We start from the raw sequence: 14,658 nt of genomic DNA, 5'->3' as shown, positions 1-14,658 counted from the left end.
TGACAAAATGTTCAACATCAGAGGTTAACAGGTCGTGCACCGTAAGGTGCAGTTCAAATGGGATATTGTTCACGAACAAACATTATTTAGGTATAGCATCTATGTATAGCCGTGAAATTAAGCAATTCGTTGAAATACCTGTCAGTGTTTCGTGTAGACAGGACATGGGTGCCTTGCTGATGATCTCAGAGCGATGATAAAGAATGGATTAGGAAGTAGTCGTATGGGGTGATCAGGCTTTTAAGAGATTCAGTTTTCTTCCAGACGGCTGTTTCCCAACCTTCCGGTTTCTCCGGGACAGAGTTACTAAAGCGGATATTATCTGTAAGATCTCCGGAGATATTCACCACGATTTATTCGCAGGATTGATAATACGCACTTTGTCAAAAGTGATATTCCTTGTGTCGGTAAGTGTTAATGCAGGATCTGTTGTATATATGCTGGCGTTGGAGATGCTGATGTTATTGGCGTCTATACTCTGCACAAACTTGTACAATTGCTTCTACATTTTCCAGATGGAAACCTGTCATTGGTGATCCGGAATACCATCACTCTGACCAGTGCTCTGGCGCTGTCTACCACAATGTTTTTGGCGTAAATATTTCTGTAGACGGGTGTCAGCTTATTGACCGGCGTGCAGGCAGGCGGTCGCCAATGCTCCTACATACATTCTTGAACCAAGCATATCCCATCTGAAAGCATCTAAACGCAGCCGCATACGGATCCGCTCGTAATGCAGGTTTTCTCACCACCCCCACGCGGACGGCGGGTTTTAAAGCGGAGACCTACTTCTGTATCATCGAATACCACATCATGGACGTACAGGTTCCGGATCATCGCAGCGGTCTCACTGCCGACGGTAATACCACCATGTCCCTGACGCGCCAGAGAGTAGCGGATGACTACATTTTCTGTTGGCCTGCCGATCCGTAAGCCATCCTCTCCACGACCTGCTTTTAATGTAAAGCAGTCGTCGCCGCAGTTGAGGTACAATATTCAATCAACACATTTTTGCTGGATTCTATGTCGATACCATCTCCACTGGGAATACCCACAGAATTGACTGTTATACCCCGTATAATGACGTTATCGCAATAGATCGGTACAATATTCCAGAAAGGGGTATTTCCAGCTGCAGGCCCTCTAAATAGACATTTTTACAATTAACAGCAGAAACGAACATCGGCAGATACACCGGACCACCATCATGACCATCATATATCCGCTGAGCGACGGGTTTATTGGCTGCTACCACATTCTCTATCACATCCTGCCGCATGACCTGCTTCCTGACAGGACAATCAGCCGGTGGACCGACCAGTTTTCCTTTCCGGTTACGGCGATATTGTGCTGTCCGTTTGCATAGATACAGGCGCCCAGTGACATGACTTCGACACCTTCAGTACGGGTGAAGACCACCGGCAGATAATCGCTTATTTCTCCGCCGAATGTTAATATGGCGTTTTCTTCCAGATGAAGATTAACATTGGATTTCAAAGTAATACGTCCTGAGTGCCAGTTGCCGGCAGGTATAATGACCATTCCGCCGCCCCGTTTACTGACAGCATCTATGGCCTGTTGTATCTCTTTTGTTTGTGAAGTTCCCTGTCCTTTGACCGTCACTGTGTACTTTGGAAAAACAGGCTTTTTAAAAGCCGGTATTGAAAAAGGAGCATGCACGGGAGCAATGTCAGCTGGCAGTCTGGTGGCGCCTACTTCATCGATAGTGGGTACATGGACATTTAACTGGGCAGCGGCGGACAGGCTGATGCATAGCAGGGAGGCAGTCAGTAACTTTTTCATAACCGGAATTTGGGAGTAAGATAGGAAATTATTATTGTTTATTTGACACTTGATTTTGGAGCTGGTGTTTGCTGACGAATCAATAGAATAAGTAACAAAACAAAAAAGTACGACTTACTGCGCGCAGTAAGTCGTACTTCAATTATATCAGATCTGTTAAACAGGCTAATTTATAATCTCGCGCCTATTCTTTTTTCAGATAATCTTCGAGAAATAATTATTCTTCGCAATGTATTCTTCCAGCCCCTGATCATATACCTTGAGATTATCAATCAGATTCGCTACTGACCATTTAGCCGGATTCGCTGCTGCATATTTTTCATTCAACGGCATCCATGTGTTGATAATATAAGCGGCTATTTTGCGCTTCTGTTCCTTATCCCAATAGGTATTGGGATTGTTCTTCAGGGTGCGGTTAGCATCATTGGTATACAAAGAAGTAGCATAGTCGTAATAGCCAGCGCCATTCTGTTCTCATTCGCGTCTGAATGATCCGTGATCCATTGCAGTAATCCTTCCCGGATTTGCAATTGTCCTTTACAGTCTTTTACGAATATATATTCACAAACCTTTGCGATTTCCTCATCATTTGATCTTCCGACATCATTCATTGCGACATCATTCAGTTTCTGGTCAGCTGTGTATCCAAAGCGGAGCACCAAATTTTTGATGAAGAGTGTATCCTCGGCCAGCAGGTAAGCCAGATCGGCTTTACTGTCATTCAGCAGATAACGGTTCCTGGCTACCTGTACAGGGGAGAGGTTGTATTTATAATGCGTACTGTCAGTGAACGTGATAAAGTCCCCCAGAAATGGCATAGAAAAAAGGAAATTGCTTTCTTTGGAGACCATGATATTATCTTCCGTATAATCAAACTCATCTCCATGTTCCTTTGCCAGTAATGTATAGAATTTATCATGTTGTTTCACCCCGCAATAGTTAGCCTGTAAGACCTGCTCACCAAAAATACTACGGATCTTTTGCTGGAATGCCTCGTTGGAAGGTTGTACAAACTTCTTTTCCTTCAAGGCTTCCGCCAGCAGGGGAATGGCAATGTCTACATCGGCATCTGTATAGTTGGTCCTATTGTTTTCATCTTCAAGGTGCTTCTGCAGCTCCATGTGTTTTTTGATTGCCGCCACATTCATGTCGTATAATTTTTCTTCTGGCTTTATCGTGTCCACTAAATGAGTATTAGCCGTACTGTCAGTTTCAGCGCCGGTCCCGGCGGACTGACAACTTACACAGTATACTAAGCTCATCATGATTAACAATTGTTTCATATATCGTTATTGATCATTTATCTGCTATCTCAATCCAATATGGAAGTGGTTCTGATGTACGCTATGTGCTGCATCCTTTGTGTTTTTGATGCCGGATTTGTAAGCGTAATTGGTATTAAAGCCCCACTTCGAGGCAATACTAAGGATATTTTCCAGTGCTTCCACAAATTTTTCTTCACTTGGGTAGCTATCCTTTGCTTTCGACCATAATACTTCTCCGGCTTCGTCCGTGCTTCCCGGGTAACGGATGTCAATATCGTCCCCGTGTATGTGCCCTTTATGCCCGAGGTTACGCTGGTTACTGGCAGACATGTCATTAAAATACAATTTGCCGGTATAGCCATTCTTAGGTAGTGAGTAAAAGAACCCCAGCGCAGCCGCAGCTACTTTTGGATCAGAGTAGTTGTCATCTCCACCGTCTCTTCCTCCGAAACGGCCCCAGTTTGGTCCGCTGTCGGGGAAAGGTAGCAGCTTCTTGTCATTGATGTTCTTCAGGACGGTAGCCGTTAGTTTTCCGCCTATATAGATATCAAACTGGTACTGTTTGGAAGCATCGTTTTTCTTGACTAGTTCATATTTGAAAGCATCCACATCAATCTTGTAGAGATTATTATCTCCTTCTGGTACCAGACCGTATGTACATTGTTTTATTTTGAATAATACAGAGGTGTTTTTGTCAAATGCCTCTTTCTTTTCAGTATAAGCATCCGTACCATCAGGCCGTACCACATTCTTCCCCACTTTTGTACTGATAGGTTTGACCTCCGTTTTGCCATTGGCAAGTTGCTGTAGTCCTTTCCATTTCCAGAATGCCATAGATGAGAGTACTGCAATCTTTACATCAGATACCACCAGATCCGGATTGGCCACAATATCTGCATTCTCCTTTTTTGTATAGGTATTGGCATACTCATAGGCCGTACGACCTGTCAGTTGTATCAATCCTTTTCCTCTGAAATCCCAGCCGTCATTGGCGCCTGTATTACCCAGTTCCTTGCCTTTGGCAGCGTCAGGACCATAGGCGTAATTGGCGATGTTTTTTTCATTGTCTTTTGTTACGCCCGGAATAGCAGGTTTTCTTACTGCACGGCCCCAGAGTTGCGCTTTTTCCTTTCCGGCAGTCGTTCTGAACGGAGGGAAAAGACCGTCAAGGTCTTCCCAGTAGTAGTTAAAGCTTTCACCACTCTTCAGATGCAGTGATGGTCCGGATTCAACAAATGTCTGGGCAAAGAAATGCGCCTTGTTCCAGCAGGTGTTCATACCGATCTCCCGCATGTATTTATTGTAGGTGTCTGCTACAGATTTAAGGGTAGCATCATCTGCCTGCTTGAAAACCTGTTTCAGCATAGCAGGTGTGATATCTTCATTACAACGCGGACACCCCGTTTTGTTTTCCTCTTTTTCCAGTGCTTCACCCAATACAGTAGGGGCGATATCTTTGGCCAGTTTATTCAGTGTGTCTGCTGATGCATTGGATAATTTAATATGTTGGTAAAAGCTGACGTTTCTGGGATCGAAAGTATTGGCATCTGCTACCTCTTTCGGGAATTTGAACGTATCACCGTTTTTCTCTTTGATGAGGGCGAAGTAACTACGCAGACCATCATCAATTTGCTTGTTACCACTTTTCAGTTTATTGGTATCCAGTTCTACTTCCCATATTTCCTTGTCATCCGGCTTACCCTGGAATTCCATAACCATCTTATCTTCCTGTTTATAACCATTGTGCCAGATCTGTAGTGTCAGATCCTGCGCAGCAAGGTTTCGGGTCTGTACGCGGATCTTTATTTTTTCTCCGTATTTGTAGACCTTATAGGCGGGGTAATTGGTACTGTCGAAGAAATTAACACTGACAACTTCTTTCTCCGAATTGATATAAACATATTTACCCAGTTCATTACCACGCTGGTTACTCTGTTTTTGAGGGAAGAGGAAGGATTTGCCATCTGCTTCCACTGTTTTCATGCCGGCGAATTGTATCCCGTTTGGTTTTGACTGGATAGCAAACAGGACATCATACTCCTTGCCTTCAAAGTAGAGTTTATTCAGCATGGGTTTGATGTCGTTGGTATTCAGATCTGCTTTGAGTTCGCCGTTGGCATCAAACTTACAGTTCGGTATTTCTTTGATATAATTGAAGCTGGATCTGTCAGCTTCCAGTATGTGTACGCTGACCGTTTCTCCCGCTGCTGCAGGACAATTGATGATGATTTTCAGTGTTTCATTCCAGCCGGCGCGTGGTTTATATACGCCATCTTTATCGCCAAAATACCATTTGATGATTTCTGCTGTGTCAGCGTCTGCTTCCAGACTTTTGGTTTTGCCGTTAAGCGTAGCAGTTACCGCTACCTTGCCCTTATGTGTTGCATAGATACCTGTGGCCTTATTCGTGTGGCTACCGGCAGGAGACCAGGTAATGGGACCATCCTGCGCTGCCTGATAAGGCATCAGTGTCAATGCTTCCAGATTATAACGTTTACCGACCACCCATTTGGCGCCACCGTTTTCCACTTTGATGGCGGTGACTTCATTCTTCTTTACAGCGAAGCGGCAATCATCCTTCTGGTGGCGGGAAGAGGGCGCACCTTTCTTTGCATCCCAGCCATCTGCTTTCATCACATATGCTTCCACAACATAGTTACCTTCCCGCGTGAAGTGCTCGCCACCGAGACTGATGGATTGTCCTGTACCAACGTCTTTACCATTCAGCTGCCATTTGATACCTGTGGTTTCAAATTCCTGTAGCTGTGTGAAATAGGTCATTTCCGTTACCTGAAAGCTCATTGCGGTACCGGGTCTGACAACTTCTGCGGCCGGATTACTTTTAATTGCCACTACACCATTTCCTTCAGAGGTCAGTTCTCTTGTAATGATCTGTCCATCCATACTGATGGTCACCTTGTAGGTCGCAGCGCCGTTGGCAGGAGTGAAGGTAATGGTATCTTCGCCTTGTTCTCCGGCGGCCAGAATGGTACCATTCATGTCTGTTACCTGCATACTGACCAGCTGTTTTTCTTCTGCTAAGGCAGGTTCTATTTCATATTTGGCGGCGATATTGACAGGTACCCCTCTTCTTACACGATAATCTTTTCCCACAATACGGCCCATCCCTGCGCCGAGTTCAATATCTCCTTTAAGTCTGTTGACCGTTACAGAAACATCTATTGTACAGCGGACATCCGTCCCATCTGTACCATAGGCCATTACCCGGTAATTGCCCACTGCATCGAAGTTCATCTGTAGTTCAGGACCAACTTCTTCAAAAGACATGGCTTCTGCTTCGAAATTGTGTCCTTTGTATATTTTCCAGCTGACTTTATCCTTATCAGCTTTGGCCGTATTGTAATAGTCCTTTACGGTGAATTTTAATTGCTCATTAACACGGGCTGTCATCATGGGTACTACCTTGCTACTACCAAGCTCCAATGCAGGCCTGCGTGTTTCAATTTTACCGGTGATGGATTTTACTTTAGGTATCTCCTTACCACTGGCTGGTTTGGGTGCCATGGGATTGAGTGCGGCCATTGTCTGCACCTCTACGTTATCAAAGTGAGTACTGGTGACGGCAGCTGTTTGTCCGTGAAAGGTAATCGATATACAGGGAGATCCTGAGACAGAGCAGATCGCTTTACTTTCTTCCGTCAGAATCTTACCGCCGTTGGTCAGGGTTACTTTTTCGTAGACACCCTGCCATTGGGTGATGGCCGGACTACAGGAACTTCTGGTGATGGAACAGTTACCAAAGGTTTTTGCCTCCAGAGGTTGTCCCAGATCTTTATTACTGGCAATGGGTTTGGCGCTGCCATCTCCATCATTGATATAATCGCGGTCGTTGGTGGATATTTTCAGTTTATCCGGGGAACCACCGAAGTTGCATTTACATGCGGCTCCCTGTACAACAAAGTGTTTTTCGGCCATACTACAATTAGTTTATACGATGATCGTCGCTGTTGATACAGGAAGCTGTCAATGTTATCTGTGCAACCCGTTTATCTCTGGCTGCGTCTAATTGCGCCTGCAATGACTGTATCAGACCATGTATTTTGTGAAAAGTGTATTTTATTTCGAGGGCACCACTTCCTTTTTCTTCCCTACCGGTTTGCCGGAGATTATTCATCATCCTGTTACCCGTAGGGATCACATCATATACAACAGGTACTTCAAAAGGAAACAGTACATAAGAAGTTTTAAAATGATCCCGGTTGCCGGCACATTGTACCTGAAAAAAAGCAGAGAGGAAGATATCCTGTCTGATGGCATTCAGCAAAGAGCTTTCCTGTCCGAGCGTGTCGCCGGTAGCATCAATATAGCTATGTGCTTCCGGCCCGGTGAAGTATTGTTTTAACCGGCTTTTCTTTTCTTCCCAGCGTTGCAATATTGCCGGGTGATTCAGGATAGACTGTATACTTCCATGTTGTCCGATTTGTAGCTGCAAAGGATAAAGTACATTACCACATTGCGCAGCGAGATCTGAAGCGAGGTAATCGGAAGTATCTTCGTCATTGATTCTCACATCAGATCGGGTGATCTGGAAATATTGGGTTGTATCGTAATCTACCGTCATCCGGCTGATCTCCGTATTGAATTTTAAGCGTGTATCGGCATCTCCGTGATAGGTTAACGTAACAGTATATATGTATGGGTCATGTACCGTTACTTTCTTCTCTGTCTTGCCGGTAAACATTTTTCTGACAGAAAACAGGGACATATCGGGTTAATTTTTGCAGTTATTGTGTAAGGTATCCCGTCTGAATACATCGCCGGATTTTACTTCCACGCTCCATACGCCTTTCAGTGTATCTGTCTGGCAGGCTTCATAGCGGTATTCTCCCCTGTAGTCTTCCATTTCCTGTGAAATGTCGTTATGCAGGTCAAAGAAGTCGTCCTTTCCCTGCATATAGCTTTTCGTTTTATCGGAATAGTTAAAGAACTGAATGAAGTAGCGGGCGTAATGTCCTTCTATAGCCGATTTATGCACGACGCTATCGCAGTAGCGGACAATCACTTTTTTGAGACTATCAATATTTTCAGGCGGATTTTCCAACAGGGCATACTGGTACCATACAGGTTTCAGTTGCAGATCGATATCGGCAATGCCTTTGTGGTCCAGTTTTTCCAGATAGATGACTTTTGTATCGTTATTATTGTTTGTGCAGCTGCACCATAGCAAGGTGCAGCATAATATGATAAGACTGATTCTCATTTTGTTCTTTTATTTTTCCTCTCCTGTGCGCCTTCGGTGATATTACCGGTGAATTCTTTTTCAAATCTTACTTTGGTCAGAAAAGGTTTGTATCCTCTCAGATGTTGCAGGAGGAACCATGCTCTGAAGCCTGCGCCATAAGAATAAAACTTTTCCATATCAGGCAGATCGAGACCGAAATGATCCCAGAGCTGTACTTCATATTTTGCTTTATAGTTATTGCCGGTGATCTTAAAGTAAGTCATCGTGACCTTATAACACCAGACGTCGTTGATGGCGATGGTCAGGCCTTTTACCAGATTATAATCACGGCTGTATGGAAAAGAGGGATGGCCATAAGGATGCTTTTTATTGTAATCAGCTTCTTTACCATAGTAGATCTTCTTATCCTCCATCGTGATCAGTTCACCACCAGCATTTTTGATACGGTCAGCCATCTCATCTTCGATGCCTGTACAAAACCGGATGGTGGATGGATTGGCCATCACAGCTGCAGTCAGTTTTGCATTTTCATAAATACCGCCTTCGTTCCTTTCGAACTTGTCGATCATGTTATGAATGTTATCATTCAGGTCACTTCTTGCCATGAGGTCCACCATATCCCTGAACTGCCGGAACAGGCTATTGTTATCGGAGTAGGCATTGGAGAATTGCATTAGCCGGCCGGTAGCAAGGATTTGTTTTTCGTTGTAGATACTTTTATTACCAGCATCACTGTTGGCATATTTCGCATCCCGGGTAATGTCGAATCCCTTATCCAGATAATTGGTTTTGTAGGATGTCAGTTCGCCGCCGTTATATACTGGTTTGGCGGACGCTCCTTTTCCATACGCCATATCATTGGCAATATCCGAGCCATCTTCATTCAGACCCGGTACGCGATAGGCGTCTACCACTAAAGGGAGATAGATGACTTTCGATGTGACTTTGATATTGGTATCTGGCTTGCGGAAATAGGCATATACCGTGACTTCTTTATCTACGGTATTGCCATCAACGGTGATCAGTTTATAGGCGATTCCTTTTTCTGCACGAGTGGTGCCGGTTTTAAAAGGCTCTATTGTTTTACCGCCATCAAAAGAATAGGCCCAGTGTACCAGCATAAGCTGATTATCGGGTACTTTTTCACTGAAGGCGGTGGCGCTGAATTCGTAGGTATTATGATTTACTACGCTTTTTGGACCTGTTACCTGTAACACTTTGATGGGTGTAGCAGCATTCAGGTTGACCGGATCGTTTTTATGGAAGGTGACACCGTCCTGTTTACCGGCCATCCTGATACGTTTACCAGATTGCAGGCTTGTTTCACCCGCGCTGTTCCAGCGGATGTTTTCACCGTTTTCAGTATAATTTTTACTGATGATAACGAGGTTACCAACATTATTTTCGCTCATAGGACAAGATTGGATCAGAACAATTTAGATTTCTCTGCGCTCTTGATGGCGACGGACTTGCCGGAGTTGATAGTCATCTCTTCTTTGGAGCTGTCTACCTTCATTTGTTCGGCGGTCTTTTCTATTTTCTTTGCCTGTACATCCATGTTCTCCATGGCGATTTTTGTAATGTTGGTGGCACTCAGCCGATAGTCATTTACGGAGTACTGGCTCATGCTGTCGCCTGCATTGTGCAGTATATTCATACCTGCGGAGTGGGTCATATTCATACCGGCTGCATTGGTGATATGCATACCTGCATTGACATCGATACTTTCCGTTGCCTGAAAAGTGATATTGCGGGCATTGATACTGATATGTTCCTGTGCGGAGATAGAGATGTTTTGTCCATTGGTATCCATGACAATGGTATTGCCACCTTTATCAGCAATGGTGATAAATTCTTGTCCGCTGGAATCATCGAGTTTAATGGTATGTCCGCTACGCGTACTGATCACTTTTACGTTATTCATTGTATCACCGAAGTTGGTCTTCGCTGTACCATTATAAGCAGCGCCGGTGGCAAAAGGTGCTTCCGGATTACCACCTTCAAAATCAACCCACACTTCTTCGCCTACTTCGGGAATAAAGTAAAAACCTTTATCACCACCACCATGGGGTTGCATTAACCGGATCCATGGGGAGGTACCATTTTGCCAGCTGAATCTGACGCGTATACGGCCCAATCCTTTAGGATCGAAGTTTTCTACGACTGTGGCACTCTGGGCTTCCGCAAAAGGATAGTTGTCAAGGTCCAGCGGAGGCACAGCTGCGGCTACCGGTGTTCCTTCAAAAAGGTTATGGTATTCGCCGTTACCATCGCAATAGTGTTCCAGAGAAGTGATCATATATTCTCCATGATCTTCATTGGAGAATATATTTTCCTGTATGCTGATAGTATCGCCTAAACGCAGGGCAGTACTCTTGCTTTTTCCCGTTACCACGACCATTTGTGACATCTGGGCCTGTTTCTGCCGTTTAGCCAGCAGTTCCAGTTCTTCTTTGGCGTTGCTGCTGAATGCGTAGGGGAGTTTATACTGAGATGGTTTGGTATATAATTTATCGCTTTGGGTCTGGGCGTGTTGGGTCAGACTGTCTACACCGCCTTCGGCTATACTGCCGGTATTGTTTTCCATAAAGGAATACTGGCGGTATTCCATCCCTTTCAGGGCGATCTTGTTGGGAAGGGTGCGTAGGGTCAGGCTGAAATCGACGAGATTCACCTGATGGTAGAGGATCGTTTTCTGCGGACTATATTTTCCGAAGATGATCTGCTGACCGTTATAGAAGAACCATTCGCCGTAACGCTGTGCGAGGCGTTGCAGGAATTGGTAACCGGTTTCCCGGTACTGTACGATATACTTCAGTTTGCCGCTGTAGGAGGGGTTGATTTCCAGTCCGCCGGGAGAGGCGCTACTGGATTTTGCCACGGTACCGGCAATGGCGGCGAGGTCCTGCTGTTCATACGACTGTATATGCGGATTACCATCCAGCAAAACGGTCGGACTGGTGGCGATAACGGTACAGTGTCCATTGATGCCATTGCTGGCTTTACCAAAGGTAACAGCACTGACTATACCATTGAAGAAGAGCGGTTTAAGGTCACTACTACCTTCTATCGCCTGAACGGACATACGTAATTCCTTGCCTAAGAAGGACTTACCGGAGGATACAGGGTCTTTACCTGTTCTTAACAGCCAGTCGTAGCCAATACTGAGTTTGAGTTCATGGTGTCCATCCATGGATTGTTTAAGAGACATTGCATGGAATTGCTTGAATTCTTCATCCCCAATTGACACGGCGGTTTGAGTGTACAAGGCCATCGGTTTACTAATTGATATGGTATGCGGTTAACTAAATAGGTAATTAATACAAACAGGGGATGAAGATATAAAATTATCGGGAAATGGGTGTTGGAACTTTTACTACGTACAGGAGAGGTAAATACCTGCTGAAATTTATTAATATTACATGTATTGTTTAATCCTTATACACTCAGCCTATGATTTTTGGTACAATGTTTCCTGGAAGCGTTAAGCATTATAAAGATCAGAAAATTCAGACTAAATTTTTATTGATCGGTATTCCGATTGCGCCCGTTGAGGGAGACTCTATGTTGGTTACTAAGGTGGTTCCCGGTGGTCGTCAGGGGATACCTTTGAAACTGAATACACAGAGTGTGGTGGCAGGTTATACCCGTGTGTTGACGTTAGTAGGCGCTTTTATGCTGATCATGCTTGGGTTGAATAATCACGTGCCTGTAATGACGGTGGTGGGTGGGGCGCTGGCGGGCTGGCGGTGTATCTCTATCTCTTTTTTGGTAAAAATACAGAGCAGGATAATGCAGCATTTTTACCAATGCTATTAAGTGTGTTTAGAGGCTATTGCGTTCTCAAGATATTTAAACTTTGGAAAGCCCTCATTCCAGTCATAATAGAGCAAGCTAATACCATGATTTTTAACTCAGCTTCCACTCTTTCCTTTATTTTACAGGGTAATACTAGTGTTAGGAGAGGTTTATTTTCAATAGGGATGGAGTAGATAATAAGTTGTCCGATAGCTGTATACAAGTCATATGCAGTAGTGCTTCTTTTGATTTCGAATATTTGCCTTATTTTCTTTTTTGAATGAATAAATAAGTCTCTATTGCTGTCAGATCCGACAGTAACACCCATACCGGTTAGAGCTTTAGCTAGACTATTAACAACGATTCCATGAGTCCTTTTAACTTCGATAGATTCTGATTTTTTGATAGATTTTGTTCCAAAGGATTCTTTAGTAAAGGAAAAGCTATTTAGCTTTTGTGTATCAAAGTAGGAAGCTGGTGAATGATTTTTGATTCGATCAACTTCCATAATAAAGTTTTTCAATTGGATAGAAAAGAATTTTGAGTGTAGATCTCCAACTAGACATAATCTCTCTAATGTTCTGTTGTAACGTACATTAATTAGATCAGATCTTGAATTGGAAAGGAATGTTTGTTTTCCAATACCTTTTTGACCGCCGCCTATGTTACCCCTATGTAGAAGCAGTAAGTGTCCATTCAGGTCATACGCAAATGCACCGGCAGTGCGACGACTTGTTTTCACAAAGTTTAGGTTTATTTCAACTGTTATCGCATTGCCCTTTTCTTTAGGTTTCCCTATACCAAATGCATTCCAGTATTTATTGTCTCCGGTTTCAGTACTAAACCAAATATTTAATTGTGGAGAGTAATGAAGTGTCACGTATTTACTACCACCTTGATAACCAACAGAGCCTTCGCTTTCTACAGGACAAATTCGTTTAACTAGTTTTTCTAGATTCTTTTGTAGCTTTTCTAATACATGGAAATCTTCAACTACCTCAACAACTTTATTCATTGTGTGTTATTTTAAGCATTGCTTAATAATAAGGCGGAATTTTTAGTAATACATTATTTTTAGCATATCAAATGATCAGCTGAAGGTTAAAATAGTTTAGCAAACAGGATGTTATTTTATTTCATCTGATCTGGAAACGTGAGTTGGAACCGCGACTTTTCGCAATGAACGAATCAAAGAATATTTATTTTCGGGAAATAATATTTTCGTAGATGCTTTTTATTTTTAATTCAGAGGAAAGCAAAACGACTATATCTAAGTTGAATGATTTTGCTTTGGTATTGTCCAATCTCTCAATATTGTAATCCATATTATAGTTAACTATATAGCAATCGTTCGCTAAACAGCTTACTTTAAATGTATCCCAATTGATTTTGATTTCTAGACTTAAAATTTTGAACTTATCCCAATAGTTGGAGGCGTTAGTGATAGCTTCATCAGGAGTTATATTAAAGTCAGTATAATATCTATCTATGTTTGGTGCATAAAGTCTCTTAGGGTGGCGTAATTCCTATTTAACAACATGTCGTAATATGAATCAATGATGTTTTTAATAGATTCGATGGGAATTTCCTTAGCGGGTAATTCTGAGGTTTTTTTTGTTAGTAAAGGAACTACAGCCGCTTTTTTTGCTGGAGTTATTGAGGATGTCTGGTTGTCTGAGGTGCTTGAAACTATAGAAGAACTTGTCAATTATCAATGTTTGATATACATGCGGCAATTATGGTACCTGTAACTGTAATTAAAGCTACTATGATCGCTGTTCTTGCATTACTTGTTTCGGTTTGGGACATATTATGACATATTGATGGAATGGGATTGCACTACAACATACTAAATGGTGCTTTGAAATTTGTTAACACCGTGTTAATAAGTAAAGATTCGTTATTGTTGTTTTAAGAAAACGAATGCACTATTGTTTTGTCTTTAATGAAGATTCATCTGAGCGGGAAACGGGACTCGGACCCGCGGCCTTTAGTTTGGGAAACTAATGCTCTACCAACTGAGCTATTCCCGCTTGTTTGCCAAAGCTTTACCGGCTATGTTAAACATAGCTATTATTTACGCGAAAATCTACTAAAAGAAAAGCCACCTGATGTGAACCAGATGGCTTCATGATATTTATGACGGGTAATTTAATCTGGAAACTTCACGCCTTTTAAAGCTTCATTAATTATTGCCAATTTTAAAGGGGCCATCTTCCTAAGGTCGATACCCGTTTTCTTTCATCTACAGTCAGCTTTATCACTTGATTAGAAAAGCTGCTTTTGTATTTGACAATTTTCTTTTTCATATTGCAATTTATAATTTTCTTTTTATTAGAAATCCTTTTGTGTGTATATTTTTTCTCAAATGGAACAAACCATATCTGTTGAGAATATATGTTCCATTTTTGGGAAAGTTCTTTAAGATTTAATGTGATTACGATCCTATAACCTGGTTCTTCCTGGCGTATTACCCGTGAAATAGATCGATCGTTCTGGAACTTATTCAGATGAATGCCTATAATATAATTACAGTGGCTAATATCTTATTTCTATCTCCATTATCACTAACATTATATTCGTCTATTT

The 14,658-nt window shown here is 42.7% G+C and carries 12 protein-coding genes and 1 tRNA gene; 1 reads left to right on the top strand and 12 read right to left on the bottom strand.

Going from position 1 to position 14,658, the window contains the following annotated elements; genetic code table 11:
* Positions 1-343: 343 nt before the first annotated feature.
* The 10 genes from FEF09_RS32290 to FEF09_RS28750 all read right to left on the bottom strand — a co-directional run bounded on the left by FEF09_RS32290 (position 344) and on the right by FEF09_RS28750 (position 11,482).
* Positions 344-484 (bottom strand): hypothetical protein, encoded by a 141-nt coding sequence (locus FEF09_RS32290; protein WP_222597240.1) that lies wholly within the window; start codon positions 482-484, stop codon positions 344-346.
* A 218-nt stretch (positions 485-702) separates the two neighbouring features.
* The gene (locus FEF09_RS32285; protein ID WP_222597239.1) at positions 703-993 is read right to left on the bottom strand and encodes a glycosyl hydrolase family 28 protein; all 291 of its coding nucleotides are present in this window, start codon (positions 991-993) and stop codon (positions 703-705) included.
* Positions 994-1,263: 270 nt separating this feature from the next.
* Positions 1,264-1,803 (bottom strand): hypothetical protein, encoded by a 540-nt coding sequence (locus tag FEF09_RS32280; protein WP_222597238.1) that lies wholly within the window; start codon positions 1,801-1,803, stop codon positions 1,264-1,266.
* Between the two features lie 195 nt (positions 1,804-1,998).
* The gene (locus FEF09_RS28780) at positions 1,999-2,238 is read right to left on the bottom strand and encodes a hypothetical protein (RefSeq protein ID WP_146308281.1); all 240 of its coding nucleotides are present in this window, start codon (positions 2,236-2,238) and stop codon (positions 1,999-2,001) included.
* Positions 2,208-2,987 (bottom strand): hypothetical protein, encoded by a 780-nt coding sequence (locus FEF09_RS28775; protein ID WP_146308280.1) that lies wholly within the window; start codon positions 2,985-2,987, stop codon positions 2,208-2,210. Before FEF09_RS28775 ends, FEF09_RS28780 begins: the two co-directional genes overlap by 31 nt.
* A gap of 123 nt (positions 2,988-3,110) precedes the next feature.
* Positions 3,111-7,004, bottom strand: coding sequence for a PAAR-like protein (locus tag FEF09_RS28770; protein ID WP_146308279.1), 3,894 nt, complete (start codon positions 7,002-7,004; stop codon positions 3,111-3,113).
* Between the two features lie 7 nt (positions 7,005-7,011).
* Entirely contained in the window at positions 7,012-7,794 is a 783-nt protein-coding gene (locus tag FEF09_RS28765; RefSeq protein WP_146308278.1) for a hypothetical protein, read from the bottom strand.
* Between the two features lie 6 nt (positions 7,795-7,800).
* On the bottom strand, positions 7,801-8,289 hold the full coding sequence (locus FEF09_RS28760; protein WP_146308277.1) for a hypothetical protein: 489 nt from the start codon (positions 8,287-8,289) through the stop codon (positions 7,801-7,803).
* Positions 8,286-9,683 (bottom strand): DUF3289 family protein, encoded by a 1,398-nt coding sequence (locus FEF09_RS28755; RefSeq protein WP_146308276.1) that lies wholly within the window; start codon positions 9,681-9,683, stop codon positions 8,286-8,288. The genes FEF09_RS28760 and FEF09_RS28755 overlap by 4 nt, the downstream gene beginning before the upstream one ends.
* Positions 9,684-9,697: 14 nt before the next feature.
* Positions 9,698-11,482, bottom strand: a complete 1,785-nt coding sequence (locus tag FEF09_RS28750) for a type VI secretion system Vgr family protein (RefSeq protein ID WP_222597237.1) — start codon at positions 11,480-11,482, stop codon at positions 9,698-9,700.
* A 242-nt stretch (positions 11,483-11,724) separates the two neighbouring features.
* Here FEF09_RS28750 and FEF09_RS28745 point away from each other — a divergent pair, with 242 nt between their 5' ends.
* Positions 11,725-12,090 carry a hypothetical protein gene (locus FEF09_RS28745; RefSeq protein ID WP_146308274.1) on the top strand — a complete coding sequence of 122 codons (366 nt, stop codon included), beginning with the start codon at positions 11,725-11,727 and terminating at the stop codon, positions 12,088-12,090.
* Positions 12,091-12,103: 13 nt separating this feature from the next.
* Here the strand turns inward: FEF09_RS28745 and FEF09_RS28740 are convergent, their stop codons facing one another.
* Positions 12,104-13,084, bottom strand: a complete 981-nt coding sequence (locus FEF09_RS28740) for a hypothetical protein (RefSeq protein ID WP_146308273.1) — start codon at positions 13,082-13,084, stop codon at positions 12,104-12,106.
* Between the two features lie 945 nt (positions 13,085-14,029).
* A tRNA-Gly gene (locus FEF09_RS28735) sits at positions 14,030-14,102 on the bottom strand.
* Positions 14,103-14,658: the final 556 nt, after the last annotated feature.

The sequence above is a fragment of the Chitinophaga pinensis genome, from assembly GCF_007896845.1.
GTDB classification, from domain to species: Bacteria; Bacteroidota; Bacteroidia; order Chitinophagales; family Chitinophagaceae; genus Chitinophaga; species Chitinophaga pinensis_C.
Note: the sequence above shows the minus strand (reverse complement) of the source record. Positions and strands in the feature narration are given on the sequence as shown.